This window comes from Pseudoalteromonas sp. S1609, assembly GCF_005887255.1.
In the GTDB taxonomy this organism is placed as follows: domain Bacteria; phylum Pseudomonadota; class Gammaproteobacteria; order Enterobacterales; family Alteromonadaceae; genus Pseudoalteromonas.
The window spans coordinates 70,848-92,795 of sequence record NZ_PNDJ01000004.1; the positions used below are offsets into that span (position 1 = coordinate 70,848).

Below are 21,948 nucleotides of genomic sequence, written 5' to 3' on the forward strand. Positions count from 1 at the left end.
CTTAAAAGCAGCACTACATAAAGGAATACTATTATGCATGCAATAACAATCAAATCGACCATCGCCACGATTCAACAAGGGGCGATTAAAGCCGACGGAAAATTTTGGCTAACCAACACCGATATTCATTTTGCGCCGTTGAATGCACAATTTGGGTTAGGGCCTTATATGTTTGCACGGTGTGAAATTGTAAAAGTGAGTAAGTGCTCTGGTAAAGTTTCGGGTATTTTGCCTTATACACATGATGCAATTGAAATCGTATTAAAAGATGGTAATAAATATCAATTCATTGTCTCGAATCCAATTGAATGGATTAAATTAATTAACCAATAGTTTAAAGCACAAACGCTGGTAGTCCACAAAAATAACTATTGTTTTAATGTACCTAATAATGCACGATAAAATATATCACTATTTTATTGTGTATATAGTAAGCATATGGATTTGGTAAAAACGCTTTTGATTGACTGCTTCTCGCTCACTAGGGACTGTTAGATAAAATCAAAATCCTCTTTTCAAACTGAGATGTGGGCTACTACAAATATGTTATTAAATTTTTATGTAAGAGAAATTGGTAAAAAACAACCACCAGAAAAGTTGTTAAAGTTTATTGGCATATAGCACCCAGTTTTTTTCAGGCATTAAAAGACCCACATCCATGTGGGTATTGAAATTACTAAAATATAATAGTTGGTTTTTAAAGGTAGTTTTGATTTTCGTTTTATATAACGCGGCCTAAATAATGTTTTCTTTATCTAAATTAACTTAATTAGAAAAAATATTATCGAGATCTTCGTCAATATAAACACCCGTTAATCCATTATCTTCTACAGCAGATTTAAACTTATCTGTACAATACAAACGAGAACCACCCGTAAATTTACTCTTAAAAACAGGCTTATTTTTTACATCATCATTTATGAAAGCAATCTTGATATAATCTAAAGGATAACCATCTAAATATTCGCGTTCACATTTTGCTTCATCTTCTAGTCCAAATGTACGCAAGTTATAGATTACAGTAGGTTCACCATCAGCTTTTGTTTCAATAAACTCACCTAAAGGCGCTAATAAATCTTTTAAAGCTTCATAAGCATTCATCCGAAGAGCGATAAACCCATCCATGATACTTATATCGTAGTTATCTTTTAGATAACCAGGTAAAAAAGGCAACTCATAACCTTCAGACCAATACGCTAATAAAGAGTCGTTATTCATATGGATATCAAGTAGAAACATGCAAGCATCTTGATTAGATGGCAACATTGGTTGTATTTTTTCCGCGAATGAAAGCATGTCCCACTCAACCATGTCGTAAGAATTAGTAACGGGCTTTAACGAAAACAACTTCATGATTTACCATCCTAATTAGCATTTTCTAGCAGCATAACACTGGCTGGCATCTTATGATTTTTTATTTCACGCCACGTATTGTATTTATGAAATCGAGCTTATAGATTTTGTTTCTTTAATTAGTAAGCGCCATTCTATTAAGCAATTTTTAAAAGGTATTTAATGAGGAAACCGTGCCTTGAAATGTTTGATTTGTAGCAAAAAACATAATTATTAACATTAATTTCTATGAAATTTATACTTATAATATCTGTATAAGAAATAAAACGCCGTCGGTTGGCTTTACTTTATAAAAACATTAATTGAAAAGAGTTATTCTGATACAAAATTTAAGTAAAACTGACTTAAAATACATGGATTAATATTTGAAGAATTATAAGCACCCAAATGAGGAATTTGGGTGGCAGTCTTACCAGCCACATCTCGGCACACACGTCACAAACTGTGGCTGCTCCCTTCCGGGCCTGACCAGGTTCGCCTGCTAGTGTTGCGAGAGGACCAATAAGACTACCATTGAGGGCCTTGGTTGGCGCGATTGAGATTATCTCTACTTTTGCTCTGTTATTCAAGGGGTAATCAAAAAAGAAAGTGCGATTGCATACTTCATATACAATCGCAGTCTATTTGGGTGTTAAAGCGATTATTAATTGCTCTCTAACTCAGCTTTTATGTTACGTAGTGCCGCTTTTACTTTTTTCATGTTCTCTGGGCCCATGCGTAAAAGTTGCTTTTGCGCAGCGGGTAATTGCTCCCATTCTGAAAACGCATACTGATAGGTCACTGAATCACGCAATAATGGTAAGCTACCTTTTGGCTCAGGAGTATCAAGTAACAGGTCAATGGCATCTTCAAGTGTTTGAGTAAACTCATCATCACCATAACCAATCTCAGTGTATGCGCTGTTGATCAGCGGTTTATACTCTTCGTATAAACGCACAGTTTGAGCTGCACTCATACTTGTGAGTATTTTTACATACGGGGTATAGCGTTCATAGCTATTAGGGTCAATTGTTAAAATATCCCCTTCGTTTACGCTAAAACCCTCTTCTAATTTTGCAACTGGGGTATGCTTGGTAGCCACTTTGCCTTTTGCTAAATTATCAATAAATACCACGCCACGACGAATAACATCATCATTTAACACTAAGCTCATCGCTACATCCCCCAAATATTCATCTAATTTTGCGATGACTACAGGGTCGCTGTCGTTTAACGCTGGTAAAGGCACAACTTCAGCTTCAGGCTCAACTTCTGGGCGCTGAGCTGGAACGGCTAATTCGGCAGGTTTTTCAGGCTTAACAGAGGGCGCACCTACCACAGGGTCGTTCTCAGGTTTTAGCTCCATAATAGGTTGTTCTTTTACTGGTTCTGCAACCTGCATAACTGTTTTTGGAGCTTCACTTGGTTTTAATAAAGCAAACGCAGCGGCAATAATGATGATTAATAAAATAACCCCAGCAAAGATAAGGTTGTTATTCGGCGGACGTTTTTGAACGTCTGATCCTGATGGTTTATCTGACATACGAACTCCATAAATATAAAAATGCGATACTGTTTAGAGTACTCTAAACAGGTTTAATTCATAACTTACACTAATATTTATTAATGTAGCTAATGTATCCTTTGATTCTTCTAGCTTAAAGACTTACAGTGAATAAATAAAGTAAAGACAGTGAACAGTTTAAATACGTAACATGAAAATTAAGCAAGTCGATCCTAGTAAACCAAAAGTGGCTTTATTACTTACCGGTGGTGGTGCCCGAGCGGCTTACCAAGTGGGCGTGTTAAAAGCATTAGCGCAAAGTATGCCCAGAACTGCCCCACTGCCCTTTAGAGTGATAAATGGAACCTCTGCTGGCGCAATTAATTCTGCGGCGTTAGCGTGTTACGCTTCATGTATGCATTTAGCCGTTAGAAAGCTAGAAACAGTATGGAAAAACTTTTCCACCTCTATGGTATACAAAAGTGACTTTCTGAGTGTATTTGGCCATATTACTCGTAATATTTTAACTAGTTTTCAGTCTGAGCATATAAACCATCCACCAGCGAGTTTGTTAAATAATCGGCCACTTAGAAAACTATTAAACGATATTCTTGATTTACATCGAATTGAACGTAACTTACATCGTGACTATTTAGAGGCGCTGTCGATTACAGCATCTAGTTATACTACTGGTGATTCTGTTGCTTTTTTTCAGTCAAATACACAGCATTCTTGGCAACGAGCAAAGCGCGAGGGTCGCGCTACGCGTATCAATGTTGAGCATTTAATGGCCTCTAGTGCTATTCCTATGGTGTTCCCTAGTGTAAATATTTATAACCACTATTTTGGTGATGGTTCAATACATCAACTTTCACCTTTAAGCCCGTCTATTCACTTAGGGGCAAACAAAATATTTATTATTGGTGTTGAGCAACCCAAGGAACCTCATCCTCCAGGTTACTCTGCGCATTTTCCAGGGCTTTCTGCGGTAGCAGGTCACTTACTCGACAGTGTATTTACCGACACCATGCAGTCTGATTTAGAACGCTTAGATAGAGTAAACCGTACACTGGGGTTATTACCAAATAAGCAAAAGCATCAAGAGTTAAAACAAATAGACAGCTTTATCATTAACCCCTCGCAAAACTTTAATGCAATTGCAGCGCAATACTATGACGATATGCCTTGGGCAATTAAAGTGTTACTGCGTATGATAGGTGTAAAAAAACGCTCTCAGTCGAGTTTAACCAGTTATTTATTATTTGAAAAACGCTACACCCAGCACTTAATTCAAATTGGATACGAAGATGGTATGAAGCAACTGCCCGAGATGAGAAAGTTTTTAGAGCTAGACTAAGAAGCCACTCTTACTCAATGCCATCAAGTAAGTAATGCTCAACATGCTCTACTCGCCTAGGTTTACCTTGCAATACTAAAATATCATTTGCGTATAATATGGTATGCTCCTGTGGCATCTCTATCTCCTCGCCTTCACGTCGAAGCGCCTTAATTAGCACCTTTCTTTTAGCTAAATTAAGCTCACTAATAGCCTTGTTTACCGCAAATGCTTTATCCGGCAAGGCAATGACATGTAAGTACTCTAAGCGTTCGGGCAAATTGGTATCGCTTTCGATGTTTTCGCCTGCAAAAAAGCTTTGCAATAGCTTATAGCGGTTACGCCTCTCACTACTAACGCGACGGACTATTCGGCTCATTGGTACACCCGACATAGACAACACATGTGAGACCAGCATTAAGCTTGCCTCTAATGCCTCAGGAACAACCTCAGTGACGCCTAAATCTTTTAAACGCTCTAGTTGACTGTCATCACGGGTTCTTATGAGTATTTTTACCCTAGGAGCAACCTGCTTTATGGCATCAATCACTATTTGAGTTTGTTGAAATTCCGTAAAGGTAATAATCACTAAGCGTGCTCGCTCTACCCCTGCACACTTTAAAATATCTTTTTGCTCAACGTGACCAAACAATAACGGTTCACCCGCCGCTTTTCCTTCTTGCACTAGTATGGGATCGCTTTCAATGGCCACATAATCAATAGCCTCTGGCGATAAAAAGCGGGCAATAGTTTGCCCTACCCGAGAAAATCCACATATAACGACATGATTATTATAAAGCGTACTGCTTTGTGGCTCGTCTTCATAGGCAAACTTAGCGCGCTCTAACATACCCAGTCGCTTTAAAATAAAGGGAGTTTTATCGATTAAATACGGGGTGAGTGCCATAGAAATTACGCCCATGGCAATTAAAAATGAGACTTGCTCCACACTCAGTAAGTCATGCTGTGCTGCGAGTGCGATTAACACAAAACCAAACTCTCCCATTTGCCATAACATAATAGCGCAGGCTAATGCATCCTGTTTTCGCTCTCCCATAAGTAAAGACGACACGGTTACTACGGCGATTTTTAAAATTAGAATTCCTAGTAAGGCAACAACAATAATCCCTGCATGATTAACAACAAAACTTATGTCTAATTGCATACCTACGGTGACAAAAAATAGCCCCATTAAAATATCACGAAAAGGGCGAATATCCGCTTCTAGCTGATGACGATAATGGCTTTCACCAAGCATCATACCCGCTAAAAATGCCCCTAATGCCATTGATAAGCCAAATGAATAAGTAAGTAAACCCGCAAACAAAGCAACTAATAGAGTTGTTAACACAAATAGTTCATCACTTTTTGCTAATGCCACTTCATTAAATACTCTAGGTAAAACCCATTTTCCAATAGCCCATAACAAAAGGCATACAAACGCCCCTTTAGAAAGTGCGAATAACAAAGCCCAACCAATACCATTTGAGTCATTGCTGGCAAGCAAAGGCAAAATAATCAGTAATGGCACAACGGCAATATCTTGAAATAATAAAACGCCAATTGCCAATTGCCCTCGGCGTTTATTTAAATCGCCGCTCTCTTTTAATAATTTAGCAACTACCGCAGTAGAGGAAAGCATAATAATAATGCCCATGGTAAAACTGGTTAATAAGTTAAAATTTAATAAGTACAGAATCACAATCAGCAGAATACTACTAACAAATACTTGCAACGACCCTAAACCAAATACAATGTTACGCATTGCCATTAGGCGCGATACTGAAAACTCCAAACCTAAGCTAAATAGCAAAAATACAATACCTAGCTCTGCAATAAAGTCTATTTCATGGCTTTGTGTCATCCAGCCGACACCATGACCACCCGCGAATAAACCCACAGCCAAGTATGCCAACACAGGGGGAAGCCCTATGCGCTTAAATAGCCATACAAATAAAACCGCAGCGACTAAAAGTCCAAAAATCTGAGCATTAATACTTTGCAACGCAAACCTTAAAACAATCTATGGAGTGTGACTTAACTATAGCAACCGCATAACTTTCAGCCAGAATAAAAATATGGCACGCAATCTGCTTATTTATAAAAAGTAATACTATAGGGGGAATAAATAGTGGAAAACGTTCATATTTTGACACAACGTATCTCTGGACGCGGTGAATTTTTGCCGTTCTCAGCGGAGCAATACAATAGCAATACACCAACAGCACTACATGAGCTGGCGGCCAAACTGCAAACTAGCCTAGTGCTGGAAGATATTTTAGGTACATTTGCAAGCTTTGCAAAACAACTGCTTAATTTTTCTGGGGTGCACTTTCAATCAGCTCATATTGATGTAAAAACACCTAATAGTGATGTTGAAAACCCAGCCTACTCATTTGATCTAAAAGTGGAAAATGAGCATTTAGGCACACTCACTTATTACACCAAATATCCGCTTAGTGCGGCTATTGAAAAAAAGCTGCAGCACTTTCACAGCGTATTAATATATCCACTGCGAAATGCCATAATGTACAGCCGTGTATTAAAGCTAGCAACTAAAGACTCTTTAACGGGGTTAAACAACCGTAGTCAATTTAATGACATGTTACAACAAAAGCTTGAAAATCATAGACGTAACGGCCATCCATTTAGTTTAATGCTGCTTGATTTAGATAACTTTAAACAAGTGAATGACAACTATGGTCATAAAATTGGCGATGACGTTTTAATAGAATTTGCTTCAGTTTTATCTAGCAGTATTCGAGGCACAGATTCGGTATTTCGTTTTGGCGGCGATGAGTTTTCAATACTAATTGAGGATCCCGCTTTCACCACTAATAAAGTGATTGCTGAACGTATTATTCGTTTAGTAAGAAACTCACCGATTATGTCTAAGTACAATGTAACAACCAGTATTGGTTTTACCCTAACTAACAGTGATGATTGCCAAAATGAGATATTTTCTCGTGCGGATAAGGGCTTATATAAAGCAAAGGCATCTGGGCGAAATTGCGCAAAAGCTTACTAAGCAATAAAAGAATAAAATATTAGAAAAGCCCAGCCTCCCCCGCTGGGCTTTTTTACGCTACTTTTTTAATATAAAGTATTTGTAAATTAGCAACATGACGCAAAAGCCAAAAAAGAAGCCACTGAGTAAATTAAGTAGTGCGGCAATTGTTGCAAGCGGTGTAAAAAGCACCAACAGTAAAGGCGTACTCACTCCTAAAATGAAAAACACGCCCCCTTTACCCAACCAGTAGGCAAGTAAAATGGCGGCACATACCATGCCACCCAATACAGCGTAGCCGAGGGTAGTAATACTAAGGGTTAAAAATACATTCGCTAAAACCGCAATCAATAGCGTAATTAATATGCCAATGGGTGCCTTATTGATAAGCGACAGCCCAACATGAGCTTGTTGACTCATAATTTATACTCCCAAATTACACCATGTTCATCTTTATGGTTATCACTAACAAAATAACCAACCACTTGCACTAGCTCATCGTTGTAAAAAATTAATGGAATATCAGCACGTAGCCAAGGCGCTACTTTTGCATCTTTAAACCAATGTTTAAGCGTATTACTACCTGGTTTTTTGAGTGGTTTAATACGCGCACTATTGCAGTTAAAGCGCACACTAACTTGTTCATCCGTTTTAGGGGCTCGTATACCCACTCCTTGCTGACATGATAATTTTTTTCCGTCACTCAAAACCAGCTCATTACTTATTACCTGCTCAATATTAACGGCTAATGGCTTTGGTTGCACAAAATAAAGTAAACCTTGATGGCGACGTATTTGCCCATCACTTAGCTCAATTTTTATTTGTGCATCAGCTTGTGCATGAAGGGCTTGGCTCATTATTTGTGTTAATTGCTTTTGTGAGGGCATAGTGTGGCTAAATAATGCCAGCCACGCGCGTAATACATTAGCAATGCGAATAGCGCTGTAATGAGCCATATTTTGTATATTAAGCGCCTGATGTTGATTAATGCACTGAGCGAGATCTTGCTGGGTATACTCATCCAGTAGTGCTTGCTGCTGCTGTAATAATTCAATACTTCGTGCTGTACACTGCTCAAAACCAGTAAAACGCTCTGCCAACTTAGGCACTATTTGTTGGCGCAAAAAATTACGGTCAAAGTGCTCATTAGCGTTGGATTCATCGGTAATATGGCTAATATTAAATTGCTGGGCAAACGCTTCTATCTCGCTGCGTTTTACCGCCAATAATGGCCTATAGCACTCACGGCCACTTTTAAGTATGCGAGTTTTCTGCATAGCGCCGAGCCCTTTTAAGCCTGAACCGCGCTTTAAACGAAGTAAAAATGTCTCTACTTGGTCGTTTAAATGCTGGCCTAACAAAATGACACTATCACTTGGGCTGTATTCGTCAAGCGCTTGATAACGAGCTTCGCGAGCCTGCGCTTCAATACTGGTGCGCGATTGCTGCCTAATTATGACGTGTGCCGCTTTAAAATAAATTGAAAGTTGCTCACAACGTGCTTGGCAAAATTGCTGCCAGTGATGGGCGTTATCACTTAAGCCATGATTTACATAAATTGCACTTAAATTTAATTGTGGCCACTGCTCTTTTAACCCATGCATTATCTGCAACAACACCACCGAATCTACGCCACCAGATAAGGCCACAGTAAATGTGAATTGCCCGTTTTCTATATAATGATTAAGGGCTTTTTGTACCTGCAGATAAATTTGTGATGTGTGCATTATTATAACCAATGAGTGAATTGCTAATAACCCGAATAAAAAAGGCTCTACGTTACGGTATATTAAAACAAAAAAAGCCGCATAGGCGGCTTTTTTCTATATTTAGCTACATTTAGCTATGTTTAGCTATGTTTAGCAATAACCAAACGACATTAAACGCTTGTAACGTTGATCAAGCATCTCTTCAAGCGATAACGCTTGTAAGTCTGCTAAATCGCGCTTAAGGCGAACTTTTAAATTACGTGCCATGGCATCATAATTACGGTGTGCGCCGCCTAGCGGCTCATCAACTAGGTTGTTGATTAAATCTAGCTCTTTAACACGCTCGGCTGTTACACCCATTGCTTCTGCTGCAAGTGGAGCTTTATCAGCACTTTTCCATAAAATAGAGGCACAACCTTCTGGTGAAATAACTGAGTAAGTGCTGTATTGCAGCATGTTTACTCTGTCGCCTACACCAATCGCTAATGCACCACCTGAACCACCTTCACCAATAACAGTACAAATTGTAGGTACTTTTAGTGCGGCCATTACTTTTAGGTTACGTGCAATTGCTTCAGACTGACCACGCTCTTCTGCGCCAACACCTGGGTATGCACCTGGGGTGTCGATAAATGTCATGATTGGCATTTTAAAACGCTCAGCCATTTCCATTAAGCGCAATGCTTTACGGTAACCTTCTGGTTTTGGCATGCCAAAATTACGTTTAATTTTTTCAGCTGTACCACGGCCCTTTTGCTGACCGATCACCATAACAGGTTCACCATCTAAACGAGCAACGCCGCCTAAAATTGCAGGGTCGTTAGCAAACGTACGATCACCCGCAAACTCGTCAAATTCCGTAAAAATACGCTCGATATAATCTCGAGTATAAGGACGCAGCGGATGACGTGCTAGCTGTGATACTTGCCAAGCACCAAGTTCAGAGAAAATTTTCTCCTTCATTTGTGCGCTCTTTTCTTTAAGTTTGCTGACTTCCTCTTCTAATCCAAGGTCTAATTCGCCAGCGCGGCTTACATTTTGTAATTCTTCAATTTTTGCTTCTAATTCTGCGATTGGAAGCTCAAAATCAAGATAATTGAGGCTCATGCTCTAAACTACCTAATTAGTTAAATTCTAGTTCTACATTTTGCGCTGCCATCAGCGATAACTTATGAATTAAGTCGTCACTTGGCGTAACACACCATTCGATCCCTAGGGTTAATTGCACCAACGCATCGGGGCGTTGATAATATACCTTGATCGGACACGTTCCCATTTTGTATGGTTCGAGTACTTTTTGTAATTTATCGAAGAAACCAGCCTCGATCTGCACCATATTCAGCGTCATCTTAATCGCTTTTATACGCTTTTCACGCGCCTGAGCAATGGTGTTTATTTCTCTGGCGGTCATTGTAATACCACCAGAGAAGTTATCAAAGCTGACCTGTCCGGATATCACCAAAATATTATTGATTTGCAACATATCTTGGTACATTTCAAACTGTTCTGGAAACAAGCGTACATCAATTCGGGCGCTTTTGTCATCTAAAGTTATCAAGCCCCAGCGGTTTCCTTTTTTATTAATTAAGGTTCTCGCGGCAATCACCAAGCCCGCCCCAGTTGAGACTACATCACGGTTAGTGGGCTGCAAATCAATGAGTCGGCCACTAGTATAATGGCCAAGCTCTCGTCGATACTGGTTTATAGGATGGCCAGTTAAATAAAGGCCTAAGGTATCTTTTTCGCCATCAAGCCACTGATTATCTGTAAGTAGTGTGGCTTTAATAAACGCTTGCTCTACTTCGTCAGGCTCTGTGGCCAGTAACCCAAACAAATCACTTTGCCCTAACAGCTCAGCTTTGTTGTGTTGATCGGCTGCGCGCATTGCATCTTTTAAACTTGCCAACAGCGTTGCTCGCCCTGGTTGGTTTTTTTCTGGTCCTAGCTGATCCAATGCACCTGCATAAATTAATTTTTCGGTGACACGTTTATTCAAGCGTTTTAAATCAACACGCGCACAAAAATCAAATAAATCCTTAAATGGGCCACCTTTCGCTCGCGCTTCCAATATGGCATCAACGGGGGCTTCACCCACGCCTTTAATTGCTCCTATACCGTAAACAACTTCACCTTGAAGATTAACAGTAAACTTGTATTCACCAGCGTTTACATCGGGCGGTAACAAAGTGAGTTTCATGTTTTCACACTCATCCACCAGCGTTACTATTTTGTCGGTGTTATCCATATCGGCCGACATTACCGCAGCCATAAACTCGGCCGGATAATGGGTTTTCATCCACAGCGTTTGATACGATACCAATGCATAAGCTGCTGAGTGAGATTTGTTAAAACCATAACCCGCGAACTTTTCAACCAAGTCGAATATTTTTATCGCAAGCTCGCCATCAATGCCATTATTACGCGCGCCCTCTTCAAAGGTTGAGCGCTGTTTTGCCATTTCTTCGGGCTTTTTCTTACCCATGGCACGACGTAACATATCGGCGCCGCCTAGTGTATAACCGGCCAGCACCTGCGCTATTTGCATAACTTGTTCTTGATACAAAATAATGCCGTAAGTCGGCTCAAGAATCGGCTTTAAACTTTCGTGTTGATATTGCGCATCGGGGTATGAAATCTCTTCTCTGCCGAGCTTTCGGTCGATGAAGTTATCTACCATGCCTGATTGCAGTGGACCTGGACGGAACAAAGCAACAAGGGCTATCATATCTTCGAAGCAATCGGGCTTTAATCGGCGAACTAGGTCTTTCATGCCGCGTGATTCTAGCTGGAATACGGCGGTGGTTTCAGCGCGCAGCAGTAGTTCTATACTTTTTTTATCATCCAGTGGAATGGTGTTGATATCAACCGGCTGTTTGCCTTCACGCTTTAAGCGTTCATTGGTCATATCCACTGCCCACTGCAAGATGGTCAGTGTACGTAAGCCTAAAAAGTCAAACTTAACCAAACCGGCGGTTTCTACATCGTTTTTATCAAACTGAGTAACCGGAAACTTGCCTTCATCATCACAATAGAGCGCAGCAAAATCGGTAATCGTGGTCGGCGATATTACAACCCCCCCTGCGTGTTTACCGGCATTACGGGTACACCCCTCAAGAATACGACACATGTCGATTAAGTCTTTAACTTCTTCATCGCCGTCGTAGGCTTCTTGCAAACGAGGTTCAACTTCAAACGCTTTAGCCAAGGTCATTCCCGGATCGCCCGGAATAAGCTTAGAAATACGATCAACAAATCCATAAGGATGACCAAGTACCCGGCCTACATCGCGTATAACCGCTTTGGCCGCCATAGTACCAAAGGTAATAATTTGCGATACCGCATCACGGCCATACAAGGCCGATACGTGATCAATTACTTCATCACGTCTATCCATACAAAAATCGACGTCAAAGTCGGGCATAGAAACACGTTCTGGATTCAAGAAGCGCTCGAAGAGTAAATCGAACTCTAGTGGATCAAGGTCGGTAATTTTAAGCGCATAAGCTACTAAGGAGCCCGCACCTGAACCACGCCCTGGACCTACTGGAATATTGTTATCTTTACTCCACTGAATAAATTCCATTACGATCAAGAAGTAACCAGGAAATCCCATTTGGTTAATTACATCGAGCTCTATCTTTAAACGCTCATCGTATTCGCCGCGTTTTTCTTGGCGTTCTTGCTCATCAGGAAATAAAAATTGCAGTCGTTCTTCAAGTCCATCTTGTGAGACTTTAACCAAAAACTCATCAATTTTTAATGAGCCTGTAGGGTAATCTGGTAGGAAATACTCACCTAATTGAACGGTTACATTACAGCGCTTTGCGATTTCTACGGTATTTTGTAACGCCTCTGGAATATCACTAAATAGCTCTGCCATTTGCTCTGGCGTTTTTAGGTATTGCTCTTGTGAAAAACGCTTTGGTCGGCGTTTATCATCTAGGGTATAACCATCAAAAATAGCCACCCGAATTTCATGGGCTTCAAAGTTTTCTGGCTTTAAAAATACCACTTCATTGGTAGCCACCACTGGCAGTTGCTCTGTGGTTGCAAGCTCTACAGCCATATGCAAATAATTTTCTTCTTGAGCACGGTTGGTGCGAATAAGCTCAATATAATAATGATCGCTAAAGTGCTGCTTATAAAAGCTTACCACCGACTCAACAATAGCGGGGTTGCCTTTTATTAATGCTTTTCCTAAATCGCCATCTTTAGCACCCGAGAGTATGATGAGCCCCTCTTTTAAATCAACTAACCATTCACGGTCAATAACTGGACGATGAAACACATGACCACGTTGGTAAGCTTTAGAAATCAATAAAGTAATATTTTTATAGCCAGTGTTATCTTTAGCTAATAACGTTATTCGGCTTGGCTCATCAGGAAACTCAGGACTACGTACCCAAAAATCAGCACCAACAAGTGGCTTGATACCTGCGTTATGCGCTGCGCCATAAAAACGCACTAAACCACAAAAGTTCATTTGATCGGTAATTGCCAGCGCTGGCATTTCAAGCTCTTGTGCTTTAGCGACTATTGGTTTGGTTTTTGCCAAACCATCAACCATCGAAAAGTCTGAGTGCACTCGTAAGTGAACAAAATCAGGAGTTGGCATAATTACTCCTTACCCGAAAGCGCAAGCACACGCTGCACCGGTTTAAAGCTCTTACGATGCTCATCTATAGCGCCGTATTGCTCAAGCGCTGCAAAGTGTGCTTTAGTCGGATACCCTTTATGCCCTGCAAACCCATATTGTGGATAGCGCGCATCAAGTTCAATCATTTCATCATCACGAGCCACTTTTGCTAAAATAGACGCGGCTGATATTTCAGCGACTAAGCTATCACCCTTAACCACCGCTTGGGCGGGCATAGCTAATTTAGGCAGGCGGTTACCATCTACAAACACAAATTCAGGCACGGTGCTAAGTGCTTCCACTGCGCGACTCATGGCAAGCATAGTGGCTTGTAATATATTTAGCTCATCTATTTCGCTTGGACTACAACGGCCAATGGCGTAACACAGTGCTTTTTCTTTTATTTCAGTGGCTAATAATTGACGTTTTTTATCCGTTAATTTTTTAGAATCGGCCAAGCCTGCGATTGGCTTATTGGGATTTAAAATAACAGCGGCAGTAACCACGTCGCCCACCAGCGGTCCACGACCCACTTCATCTACACCGGCAATTAGGGTTACATTAGGTCGTTCAATTTGCATTTATTAACTCCGCCACTGCATTTGCAGCTTGTTTACTTGCATCTAATCTAATTTTTTCATGTATGGCTAAAAAGCGGGCTTTTAATTCTTTATTGTCACTATTTAGCATAGGGGTAAGTGCTGCTGTTAAATTAGCGACATTACACTCGCTTTGCAAAAACTCTGGCACTAATTCTTCGTCTGCCAATAAATTAGGTAACGAAAAATATTTAATATTAAAGGTAAATAAGGTTTTAAAAATCCAATAACTCAGTGGTTTAATTTTATAACCAACCACCATTGGTTTTTTATATAACATGCCCTCAAGCGTTGCCGTACCTGATGCCAGTAATATGGCATCGGCGGCTTGCATGGCTAAATTTGATTGGCCGTCTAGTAAGTTAACATTTAGTGAGGGCGCTGTGGCATTTAAAATAGCAATAAACTGCGCTTTGCGCTTTTCGTTCACCAGTGGCACAACGACTTTAAGCGCTGGGTTCTGCGTTTGTAACTGCGCCGCTGTTTTTATGTAGGTTTCACTTAACAAGCCCACTTCTGAGCCCCGGCTCCCGGGTAATAACGCTAACACCTTGTCATCAGCATTTAAGCCTAGTTGGCTACGGGCTTGGCTATCGTCGTGCTCAAGTGCAATGTCGTCGGCTAATGTGTGGCCTACAAAAGTACAAGGTACTTGGTGCTTGTCGTAAAATTCTTTCTCAAAAGGTAATAAAGCCAATACTAAGTTAGTGGCTGCACTTATAGTGTGAATGCGTTTTTCACGCCACGCCCACACTGAAGGGCTAACATATTGCACAGTTTTAATACCCGCATCTTTTAACGGTTTTTCTACACGTAAATTAAAATCGGGCGCGTCAATGCCTATAAACACATCAGGAGGATTATCAATAAAGTGCTGTACTAACTGCTTGCGAATTTTTAGTAAACGCGGTAAACGGCCAAGGACTTCAACCAACCCCATAACCGACAGTTCATCCATATCAAACAGCGTTTTGCAGCCTTGAGCTTGCATTTTAGGACCTGCAATACCTTCAAAAATTGCATCAGGAAAATGCGCTTTAAGCGCTTTTATCAGCCCTTCACCTAAAATATCGCCCGACAGTTCACCTGCCACAATACCAATTCGTAGTTGTTTTTTATCTTTTTTCATTTGCTATTTTTTCACAAGTAAACCCGGCGTTCATACCGATTAGTTTACCGTGTTTTAAGGCTAGGTTAAACGCTTAAAACGCACCACTTTTTTCTAGCTTACTCTTAATTGATGATTGCGTATTTTATAGACTGATGTAATGTCATAGTATATTAAAGTTTTCTAATATACATGTTGACAAAAATTGTACAAACGCCAATAATGATGCAAACTTTCAGAAATTACTGAAAATTCATTAAAAACATTAACAATTGCTTTGTGCTGTCACTGCATCACAACCAAAGGAGCCAAAAATGATAGATGAAACCTTTGTGGATCTATCGCGATTACAGTTTGCTGTCACCGCTCTATTTCATTTTTTATTTGTGCCGTTAACAATCGGTATGACCTGGATTTTAGTTATTATGGAATCGGTTTATGTTATGACCGGTCGCGAGATTTATCGTGATATGACTAAGTTTTGGGGCAAGTTATTTGGTATTAACTTTGCTATTGGTGTGGCTACCGGCCTCACCATGGAATTTGAGTTTGGTACTAACTGGTCGTATTACTCTCATTATGTGGGTGATGTATTTGGTGCACCACTAGCTATTGAAGGCTTAATGGCCTTCTTTTTAGAATCAACCTTTGTGGGGATGTTCTTTTTAGGTTGGGACAGGCTTTCTAAACGCCAGCATTTAGGGGTAACATTTTTAATGGCGCTGGGTACAAATATGTCTGCGCTATGGATTTTAGTTGCTAATGCGTGGATGCAAAACCCAGTCGGGGCAGAGTTTAACTATCAAACCATGCGTATGGAAATGACTAGTTTTGCAGAGCTAGTATTTAACCCTGTAGCGCAAGTTAAGTTTATTCATACAGTGTCTGCAGGTTATGTTGCGGCGTCTATGTTTGTGCTTGGGATTAGTAGCTGGTACATATTAAAAGGACGTGATTTGGCATTTGCTAAACGTTCGTTCTCGGTGGCATCAGGCTTTGGTTTAGCCTCTATTTTATGTGTTATTTTACTCGGTGATGAATCTGGCTACGAAGTCGGTGAAGTACAAAAAGTAAAACTCGCGACCATTGAAGCTGAATGGCATACCGAAGAGGCCCCCGCCGCTTTTACCATGCTAGGTATTCCTGACTCTGAAGAGCAAGTAACTCATGCTGCGGTTAAAATTCCTTACGCATTAGGTATTATTGCAACGCGCTCACTTGATGAACAAGTAATTGGTATTTCAGATCTTGAGAAAAAACACGAGAAGCGTATTCGCAATGGCATGATTGCTTATGAATACCTAGAAAAACTTCGCGCAGGTGACGATACCCCTGCAAATATCGAAAAGTTTGATAACGTGAAAGATGATTTAGGCTATGGCCTATTACTGAAACGTTATACCCCTAACGTGGTAGATGCCAGTGAGGCACAAATACAACAAGCCGTTAAAGACTCCTTCCCTAAAGTGGGCCCTATGTTTTGGTCATTTAGGATCATGGTTGGCTGTGGTGTAATTATGCTTGGCGTATTCATCCTTTCTTTTTATTACAACGCCCATCGTATTATTGAACAAAAACGTTGGTTGTTGTGGGCGGCGGTATTGAGCATTCCTCTGCCTTGGATTGCCATTGAATTTGGTTGGATTGTGGCTGAATATGGCCGCCAGCCATGGGCTATTTCTGAAGTGTTACCGACCTTTTTAGCAACGTCATCGCTGACGGTAAATGATATTTTAATTAGCTTAACTGGTTTTATTGTTTTCTATACTGGATTGGCGATTGTTGAAGCATGGTTAATGATTAAATTTATTAAGCAAGGTCCAAGCTCTTTGCATACCGGTAAGTACCATTTTGAATTACCTGATCACAGCACGACTGCTAAAGGAGAACTATCATGATTTTTGATTATGAAACATTAAAAATGCTCTGGTGGTTAATTATTGGTGTGCTGCTAATTGGTTTTGCCATTACCGATGGTATGGATATGGGCGTTGCTATGTTGCTACGCTTAGTCGGCAAAACAGATTCTGAACGCCGTACCGTTATTAACACTATTGGCGCCCATTGGGATGGTAACCAAGTATGGTTTATAACCGCAGGTGGCGCTTTATTTGCAGCATGGCCTATGGTGTATGCAGCAGCATTTTCTGGTTTTTACTTTGCCATGATGCTGGTGTTATTTGCATTATTTTTTAGACCTTTAGGCTTTGATTATCGCTCTAAGGTTGACTCTAAACGCTGGCGTAATAACTGGGATTGGGGCTTGTTTGCCGGCAGTGCCATACCTGCGCTGGTATTTGGTGTAGCGTTTGGTAACTTGTTTTTGGGTGTACCGTTTCATATCGATAATTTATTGAGAGTTAGTTATCAAGGGTCGTTTTTTGCCTTACTTAATCCGTTTGCGCTCATTGCCGGCTTAGTTAGTATTACCATGTTAATTGCACACGCGGGCATGTGGCTACAACTGCGAACCGCTGATCAAGTTGCTGAGCGCTCAGGACAATATGGTCGCTACTCATTACTTGCCTTTATAGTGTTATTTGCAGCGGCCGGTGTGTGGGTTGCCAACCTAGCAGGTTATCAAATTGCCTCTATGGGCGACACCCAAGGTCATGCAGATCCATTGGCAAAAGTAGTTACCACGGCTAAAGGCGCATGGCTTAATAACTACAGTGAACGTCCATGGACAATGACCTTCCCTATTTTAGCATTTGCGATGGCACTGTGTGCACTGCTGTTTTCTAAATTGAATAAGCCCGCTTTGGGATTATTAGCAACCAGTGTGATGTTAATTGGGGTGATTATGACTGCGGGCGTTTCGTTATTTCCGTTTATTATGCCTTCAAGCAATAACCCTGATATTAGCTTAACAATTTGGGATGCGGTTTCGAGCCACAGAACACTCAATGTTATGTTTATTGCTGTGGTTATATTTGTGCCACTCATTTTAGCCTACACCACCTGGTGTTATGTGAAAATGTGGCGCAGAGTGACCGTTGATGAAATTGAAAATAACCCTCACGGCAGTTATTAAGGAGACTAAATTATGTGGTATTTCGCGTGGATTTTAGGTGTACTGCTTGCTTGTACCTTAGGCGTTATAAACGTGATGTGGTATGAATTTCATCAAAATAAAAACAGCATTGCTGATGATGAACAAGCCACCCATGATTTATTAAACGAGCATAATACAAATCACAATGACGACTAATCCCCGACCAAATCGCGCGCAGCAACAACCCCTGCGCGCTTTTTTAAAACAGCAGAGTAAACCGGCGGCAATGTGGTTAAAGCTAAGCATTGCACTTGGAACAGTTAATGCGATTTTAATGATTGCAGGAGCTTACTTACTCGCGCAAACCATTCATGAGGTGATGTTTGAAGGGCATAGTTTAGCCCAAGTAACCCACTATTTATGGCCTTTAGCGGGTATTATTTTACTGCGCGCCATTTTCTTAGCGTTAAGTGAGCGCTTGAGCGCATTTGCAGCGCTTAAAATTAAATCGGCTATTCGCCAAACCTTACTCGATAAACTCACACAACTCGGCCCAAGTTATATAGAGCAACATGGCCAAGGTGCAACACTTAACACGCTGCACAATGGCGTAGAAGCTCTGCATGACTACTATGCAAAGTACTTACCTGGAGTTGCCTACAGTGCGCTTATTCCTATTGCAATATTAGTGGTTATATTTCCGACCGATTACAAAGCAGGATTAATATTTTTATTAACTGCACCACTTATTCCATTTTTTATGATTTTAGTTGGCCACAAAGCCGAGGCACTTAATCAAAAACGTTGGCAACAACTGGCAGTGTTAGGTAACTACTTTTTTGATCGCGTACAAGGGCTTACTCAACTAAAACTATTTAATGCCACGCGCAAAGAGCTCAAACAAATTGCGCGTATTTCAGATGATTTTAGGCACGCAACGCTAAGCGTGTTAAAAATTGCTTTTTTATCCTCTTTTGCGCTGGAGTTTTTAGCCACAATTAGTGTGGCACTGGTAGCGGTAATTATTGGTTTTAGATTGTTTTTTGGCACTCTGGATTTTGCTACTGGCTTTGTAGTGCTGTTACTAGCACCTGAATTTTATTTACCCCTTCGCCAATTAGGCAGCCATTACCATGCGCGCCTGCAGGGAATTAGTGCCGCCGCAGATATGCTGATCATTTTAAACGCACCACTGCCATCAAATGATAATAACAACAAAGCAAAGATCAATATTGATGCTAACAATACTATCAGCATCCATGATCTTAACTTTAGTTACCCTAATAGCAATGAGGGAATAAATAATATTAATTTAACCCTGCCAAGCACAGGACTAGTAGCCATTGTCGGAGCTAGCGGCTCAGGTAAGAGCACCCTACTTGATTGCATGCTTGGTTTTCACCCAGAAGTAATACAACACATATCCATTGACCAACAACCATTGACGACAGCGGATATAAGCCAATTACAACAAAACATTGCATGGATCCCACAAAAGCCAACCTTATTTTACGACACCCTAGCCGCCAACATAAAATTAGGTAACCCAGACGCTTCATATGAAGCACTTGTACATGCTGCAGAGCAAGCAGGTGCGCTGGAATTTATTAACGAGCTACCCGATGGCTTTAACACCTTAATAGGTGAGCAAGGTGAAGGGCTATCTGGCGGGCAAAAACAGCGTATAGCATTAGCTCGTGCATTTTTAAGACACGCCCCTATTCTAATGCTCGATGAGCCAACCGCTCATTTAGATAGTCAAACCGAGCAACTCATTCAAAACGCTATTGCTGAGTATGCAAAAAACCACTTGGTGATCACCATCGCACATCGCTTAAATACAGTAAAAAATGCTAAGCAACTTATCGTTATGGAAAACGGCTGCATCGTTCAACAAGGCGATTTTAAAGCGCTCAGCCAGCAATCTGGCGAATTTGCAAAGCTACTGAAAACAGCAGAACAAGGGGTAACTAATGGCTAATTTTATTCGTTTACTCAAATTGTGCCGCCCTCATTATAAAGCGATGCTTTTAGGGACGTTTCTAGCGTCACTCACGGTGCTAGCTAATGTAGGCTTACTCGCTATTTCAGGCTGGTTTTTAGCTTCTATGGCAGCCGCAGGAATTGCCGGCGTCCATATGAACTACTTTACCCCAGCTGGCACCATTCGCTTTTTAGCGATTGTGCGCACCGCCTCACGTTACGCTGAACGCTTAGTTACTCACAACGCCACATTTTTATTGTTAAGTGAAATACGAGTAAACATGTTCGCCACACTCAGCAAGCTCAATAACCTTGATTTAGCTATGAGCCGCAGTGCCGATTTAGTTAATCGCTTGCAAAACGATGTAGACGCATTAGATAAGTTTTATTTAAATGTGTTGCTGCCGATGTTAGTAGCTTTACTGACTGTGCCTATTATTATGCTGTTTATGTCAGCCTACAATGTAAATGTCGCCCTTATTTGTTTTGTTGGCATTATTATTATTGGGGTGATTATACCGGCAATATTAAGTAAGCAATTAGATAAAAATAGTCACCAAGAAACCTTACTTAGTGCACAACTTAGAGCAGAGCTATCAGACACTCTTACGGGCCTTAGAGAACTAAATATTTATCAAGCTCGAAACCAACAACTCACTAAGTGTGATCAGTTAAGTGAACAGTATAATCAGCAATTATTTATTCGTCATAAGACTCTTGGCAACGCTGATGGCTTAAGCTTACTCATAGTGCAATTGGCTATGCTTGCCAGCATTATTACTATTGTGCCGCTAGTGTTTAGCGGTGCTATGGTCAATGTAGAGCTGGCGATGTTGAGCCTGTTTGTGCTTGCCAGTTTTGAAAGCGTATTGTTACTGCCTAATGCCTTTATTGAGCTTCCTAATGTACTAAAAGCAGCTGAGCGACTCTTTATTCTTGAAGACAAAACGCTTAGCACAAATAATGTATCAACCACAGATATTGAGCTATTAAATAAGCACTGGGCATTATCATTAAATAATGTCAGCTATCACTATGGCCAAAAGCAAGCATTAAATAATGTGAGTTTTGAGCTCCCCGCGAAGCATAAAGTGGCCATTGTTGGTAGAAGCGGCAGTGGTAAAACGACCTTAGTGAATTTGCTCAGTAGTTTATGGCCACTGCAGCAAGGAACAATAAACTTACAAAGCGACAAAGAAATCATAAGCCTGCATGATTTAAATAATGAGAGTCGTGCAAAGACATTAAATATTTTAGCCCAGCAGCATCATATTTTTGATGGCACATTAAGCGAAAACCTTGCTTATGCAGCTCCCGATGCAACCTCGCAACAAATGATTGCAGCATTAACACAGGCAGAACTTGGTGGTTGGTTCTCTGAGCTAAAACAAGGGCTAAAAACCCGTTTAGGTACCGGCGGGCGAAATGTATCTCAAGGTCAATCAAGACGTATAGCCTTGGCACAGGCCCTGCTACAAAAACCCGCCATTTTAGTACTCGATGAACCGACTGAAGGGCTCGATAATATTTCTAAACAAGCTGTTATGAATAGTGTTTTACAGCTAAAAGAGCATGCCAGTGTATTAACAATTACTCATGATCCAGCATTGTTATCGCAAATGGATAGTGTTATCTGGTTAGATAGTGGACAAATCATCGCTCAAGGTTCACATCAACAATTGCTCAATGAACACCCTGACTATGTGGCGTTAACAACCCGCTTTTAGCCCTTAGCAGTA

General features: G+C 40.7%; 17 protein-coding genes and 1 other RNA gene. 8 read left to right on the forward strand and 10 right to left on the reverse strand.

From position 1 onward, the window contains the following. Positions 1-33 precede the first annotated feature (33 nt). On the forward strand, positions 34-333 hold the full coding sequence (locus CWB76_RS01325; protein WP_138605018.1) for a hypothetical protein: 300 nt from the start codon (positions 34-36) through the stop codon (positions 331-333). Positions 334-765: 432 nt separating this feature from the next. On the opposite strand, the gene CWB76_RS01330 is transcribed toward CWB76_RS01325, so the two are convergent. From CWB76_RS01330 to CWB76_RS01340, 3 genes are all read right to left on the reverse strand, one after another. Beyond that, positions 766-1,353, reverse strand: a complete 588-nt coding sequence (locus CWB76_RS01330; protein WP_138605019.1) for a hypothetical protein — start codon at positions 1,351-1,353, stop codon at positions 766-768. A 407-nt stretch (positions 1,354-1,760) separates the two neighbouring features. After that, positions 1,761-1,857: signal recognition particle sRNA small type (ffs, locus tag CWB76_RS01335), an RNA gene on the reverse strand. 139 nt (positions 1,858-1,996) lie between these two features. Next, positions 1,997-2,875 (reverse strand): DUF3014 domain-containing protein, encoded by an 879-nt coding sequence (locus tag CWB76_RS01340; RefSeq protein ID WP_138605020.1) that lies wholly within the window; start codon positions 2,873-2,875, stop codon positions 1,997-1,999. Between the two features lie 172 nt (positions 2,876-3,047). On the opposite strand from CWB76_RS01340, the gene CWB76_RS01345 reads away from it, so the two are divergent. Next, positions 3,048-4,193 (forward strand): patatin-like phospholipase family protein, encoded by a 1,146-nt coding sequence (locus CWB76_RS01345; RefSeq protein ID WP_138605021.1) that lies wholly within the window; start codon positions 3,048-3,050, stop codon positions 4,191-4,193. 10 nt (positions 4,194-4,203) lie between these two features. On the opposite strand, the gene CWB76_RS01350 is transcribed toward CWB76_RS01345, so the two are convergent. Further along, on the reverse strand, positions 4,204-6,177 hold the full coding sequence (locus CWB76_RS01350) for a monovalent cation:proton antiporter family protein (RefSeq protein ID WP_138605022.1): 1,974 nt from the start codon (positions 6,175-6,177) through the stop codon (positions 4,204-4,206). A 126-nt stretch (positions 6,178-6,303) separates the two neighbouring features. Between CWB76_RS01350 and CWB76_RS01355 the strand changes: the two genes are divergently transcribed. After that, entirely contained in the window at positions 6,304-7,200 is an 897-nt protein-coding gene (locus CWB76_RS01355) for a GGDEF domain-containing protein (RefSeq protein WP_138605023.1), read from the forward strand. A gap of 57 nt (positions 7,201-7,257) precedes the next feature. Here the strand turns inward: CWB76_RS01355 and CWB76_RS01360 are convergent, their stop codons facing one another. The 6 genes from CWB76_RS01360 to lpxB all read right to left on the reverse strand — a co-directional run bounded on the left by CWB76_RS01360 (position 7,258) and on the right by lpxB (position 15,252). Beyond that, the gene (locus CWB76_RS01360; RefSeq protein ID WP_138605024.1) at positions 7,258-7,599 is read right to left on the reverse strand and encodes a hypothetical protein; all 342 of its coding nucleotides are present in this window, start codon (positions 7,597-7,599) and stop codon (positions 7,258-7,260) included. Continuing rightward, complete coding sequence (gene tilS / locus CWB76_RS01365; RefSeq protein ID WP_138605025.1) at positions 7,596-8,906, reverse strand: tRNA lysidine(34) synthetase TilS; 1,311 nt, start codon at positions 8,904-8,906, stop codon at positions 7,596-7,598. Before tilS ends, CWB76_RS01360 begins: the two co-directional genes overlap by 4 nt. Positions 8,907-9,038: 132 nt before the next feature. Continuing rightward, a complete protein-coding gene (gene accA / locus CWB76_RS01370; protein WP_008110950.1) occupies positions 9,039-9,995 on the reverse strand; it encodes an acetyl-CoA carboxylase carboxyl transferase subunit alpha in 957 nt (318 codons plus the stop codon). Positions 9,996-10,011: 16 nt separating this feature from the next. After that, positions 10,012-13,503: a DNA polymerase III subunit alpha gene (dnaE, locus tag CWB76_RS01375; RefSeq protein WP_138605026.1), complete on the reverse strand. Its 3,492-nt coding sequence runs from the start codon at positions 13,501-13,503 to the stop codon at positions 10,012-10,014. 2 nt (positions 13,504-13,505) lie between these two features. Beyond that, positions 13,506-14,105, reverse strand: a complete 600-nt coding sequence (rnhB, locus tag CWB76_RS01380) for a ribonuclease HII (protein WP_010388148.1) — start codon at positions 14,103-14,105, stop codon at positions 13,506-13,508. Then, entirely contained in the window at positions 14,095-15,252 is a 1,158-nt protein-coding gene (lpxB, locus tag CWB76_RS01385; RefSeq protein WP_138605027.1) for a lipid-A-disaccharide synthase, read from the reverse strand. The genes rnhB and lpxB overlap by 11 nt, the downstream gene beginning before the upstream one ends. A gap of 293 nt (positions 15,253-15,545) precedes the next feature. On the opposite strand from lpxB, the gene CWB76_RS01390 reads away from it, so the two are divergent. From CWB76_RS01390 to cydC, 5 genes are read left to right on the forward strand one after another with little or no spacing between them, the layout of a single operon-like run. After that, complete coding sequence (locus CWB76_RS01390; RefSeq protein WP_138605028.1) at positions 15,546-17,129, forward strand: cytochrome ubiquinol oxidase subunit I; 1,584 nt, start codon at positions 15,546-15,548, stop codon at positions 17,127-17,129. Continuing rightward, positions 17,126-18,265 (forward strand): cytochrome d ubiquinol oxidase subunit II, encoded by a 1,140-nt coding sequence (gene cydB, locus CWB76_RS01395; protein ID WP_138605029.1) that lies wholly within the window; start codon positions 17,126-17,128, stop codon positions 18,263-18,265. Before CWB76_RS01390 ends, cydB begins: the two co-directional genes overlap by 4 nt. A 12-nt stretch (positions 18,266-18,277) precedes the next feature. Next, on the forward strand, positions 18,278-18,442 hold the full coding sequence (gene cydX, locus CWB76_RS01400; protein WP_008110965.1) for a cytochrome bd-I oxidase subunit CydX: 165 nt from the start codon (positions 18,278-18,280) through the stop codon (positions 18,440-18,442). Further along, the gene (gene cydD / locus CWB76_RS01405; protein ID WP_138605030.1) at positions 18,432-20,207 is read left to right on the forward strand and encodes a thiol reductant ABC exporter subunit CydD; all 1,776 of its coding nucleotides are present in this window, start codon (positions 18,432-18,434) and stop codon (positions 20,205-20,207) included. The genes cydX and cydD overlap by 11 nt, the downstream gene beginning before the upstream one ends. Beyond that, entirely contained in the window at positions 20,200-21,936 is a 1,737-nt protein-coding gene (gene cydC / locus CWB76_RS01410; RefSeq protein ID WP_109874343.1) for a thiol reductant ABC exporter subunit CydC, read from the forward strand. Before cydD ends, cydC begins: the two co-directional genes overlap by 8 nt. Positions 21,937-21,948 lie beyond the last annotated feature (12 nt).

Bases quoted from the DNA above. Each gene is read 5' to 3' on its own strand.
- CWB76_RS01325 (WP_138605018.1), top strand. From the start codon at position 34: ATGCATGCAATAACAATCAAATCGACCATCGCCACGATTCAACAAGGG.
- CWB76_RS01360 (WP_138605024.1), bottom strand. From the start codon at position 7,599: ATGAGTCAACAAGCTCATGTTGGGCTGTCGCTTATCAATAAGGCACCC.
- cydD (WP_138605030.1), top strand. From the start codon at position 18,432: ATGACGACTAATCCCCGACCAAATCGCGCGCAGCAACAACCCCTGCGC.
- CWB76_RS01345 (WP_138605021.1), top strand. From the start codon at position 3,048: ATGAAAATTAAGCAAGTCGATCCTAGTAAACCAAAAGTGGCTTTATTA.
- CWB76_RS01390 (WP_138605028.1), top strand. From the start codon at position 15,546: ATGATAGATGAAACCTTTGTGGATCTATCGCGATTACAGTTTGCTGTC.
- cydX (WP_008110965.1), top strand. From the start codon at position 18,278: ATGTGGTATTTCGCGTGGATTTTAGGTGTACTGCTTGCTTGTACCTTA.
- rnhB (WP_010388148.1), bottom strand. From the start codon at position 14,105: ATGCAAATTGAACGACCTAATGTAACCCTAATTGCCGGTGTAGATGAA.
- accA (WP_008110950.1), bottom strand. From the start codon at position 9,995: ATGAGCCTCAATTATCTTGATTTTGAGCTTCCAATCGCAGAATTAGAA.
- cydB (WP_138605029.1), top strand. From the start codon at position 17,126: ATGATTTTTGATTATGAAACATTAAAAATGCTCTGGTGGTTAATTATT.
- cydC (WP_109874343.1), top strand. From the start codon at position 20,200: ATGGCTAATTTTATTCGTTTACTCAAATTGTGCCGCCCTCATTATAAA.
- CWB76_RS01330 (WP_138605019.1), bottom strand. From the start codon at position 1,353: ATGAAGTTGTTTTCGTTAAAGCCCGTTACTAATTCTTACGACATGGTT.
- tilS (WP_138605025.1), bottom strand. From the start codon at position 8,906: ATGCACACATCACAAATTTATCTGCAGGTACAAAAAGCCCTTAATCAT.
- dnaE (WP_138605026.1), bottom strand. From the start codon at position 13,503: ATGCCAACTCCTGATTTTGTTCACTTACGAGTGCACTCAGACTTTTCG.
- lpxB (WP_138605027.1), bottom strand. From the start codon at position 15,252: ATGAAAAAAGATAAAAAACAACTACGAATTGGTATTGTGGCAGGTGAA.
- CWB76_RS01340 (WP_138605020.1), bottom strand. From the start codon at position 2,875: ATGTCAGATAAACCATCAGGATCAGACGTTCAAAAACGTCCGCCGAAT.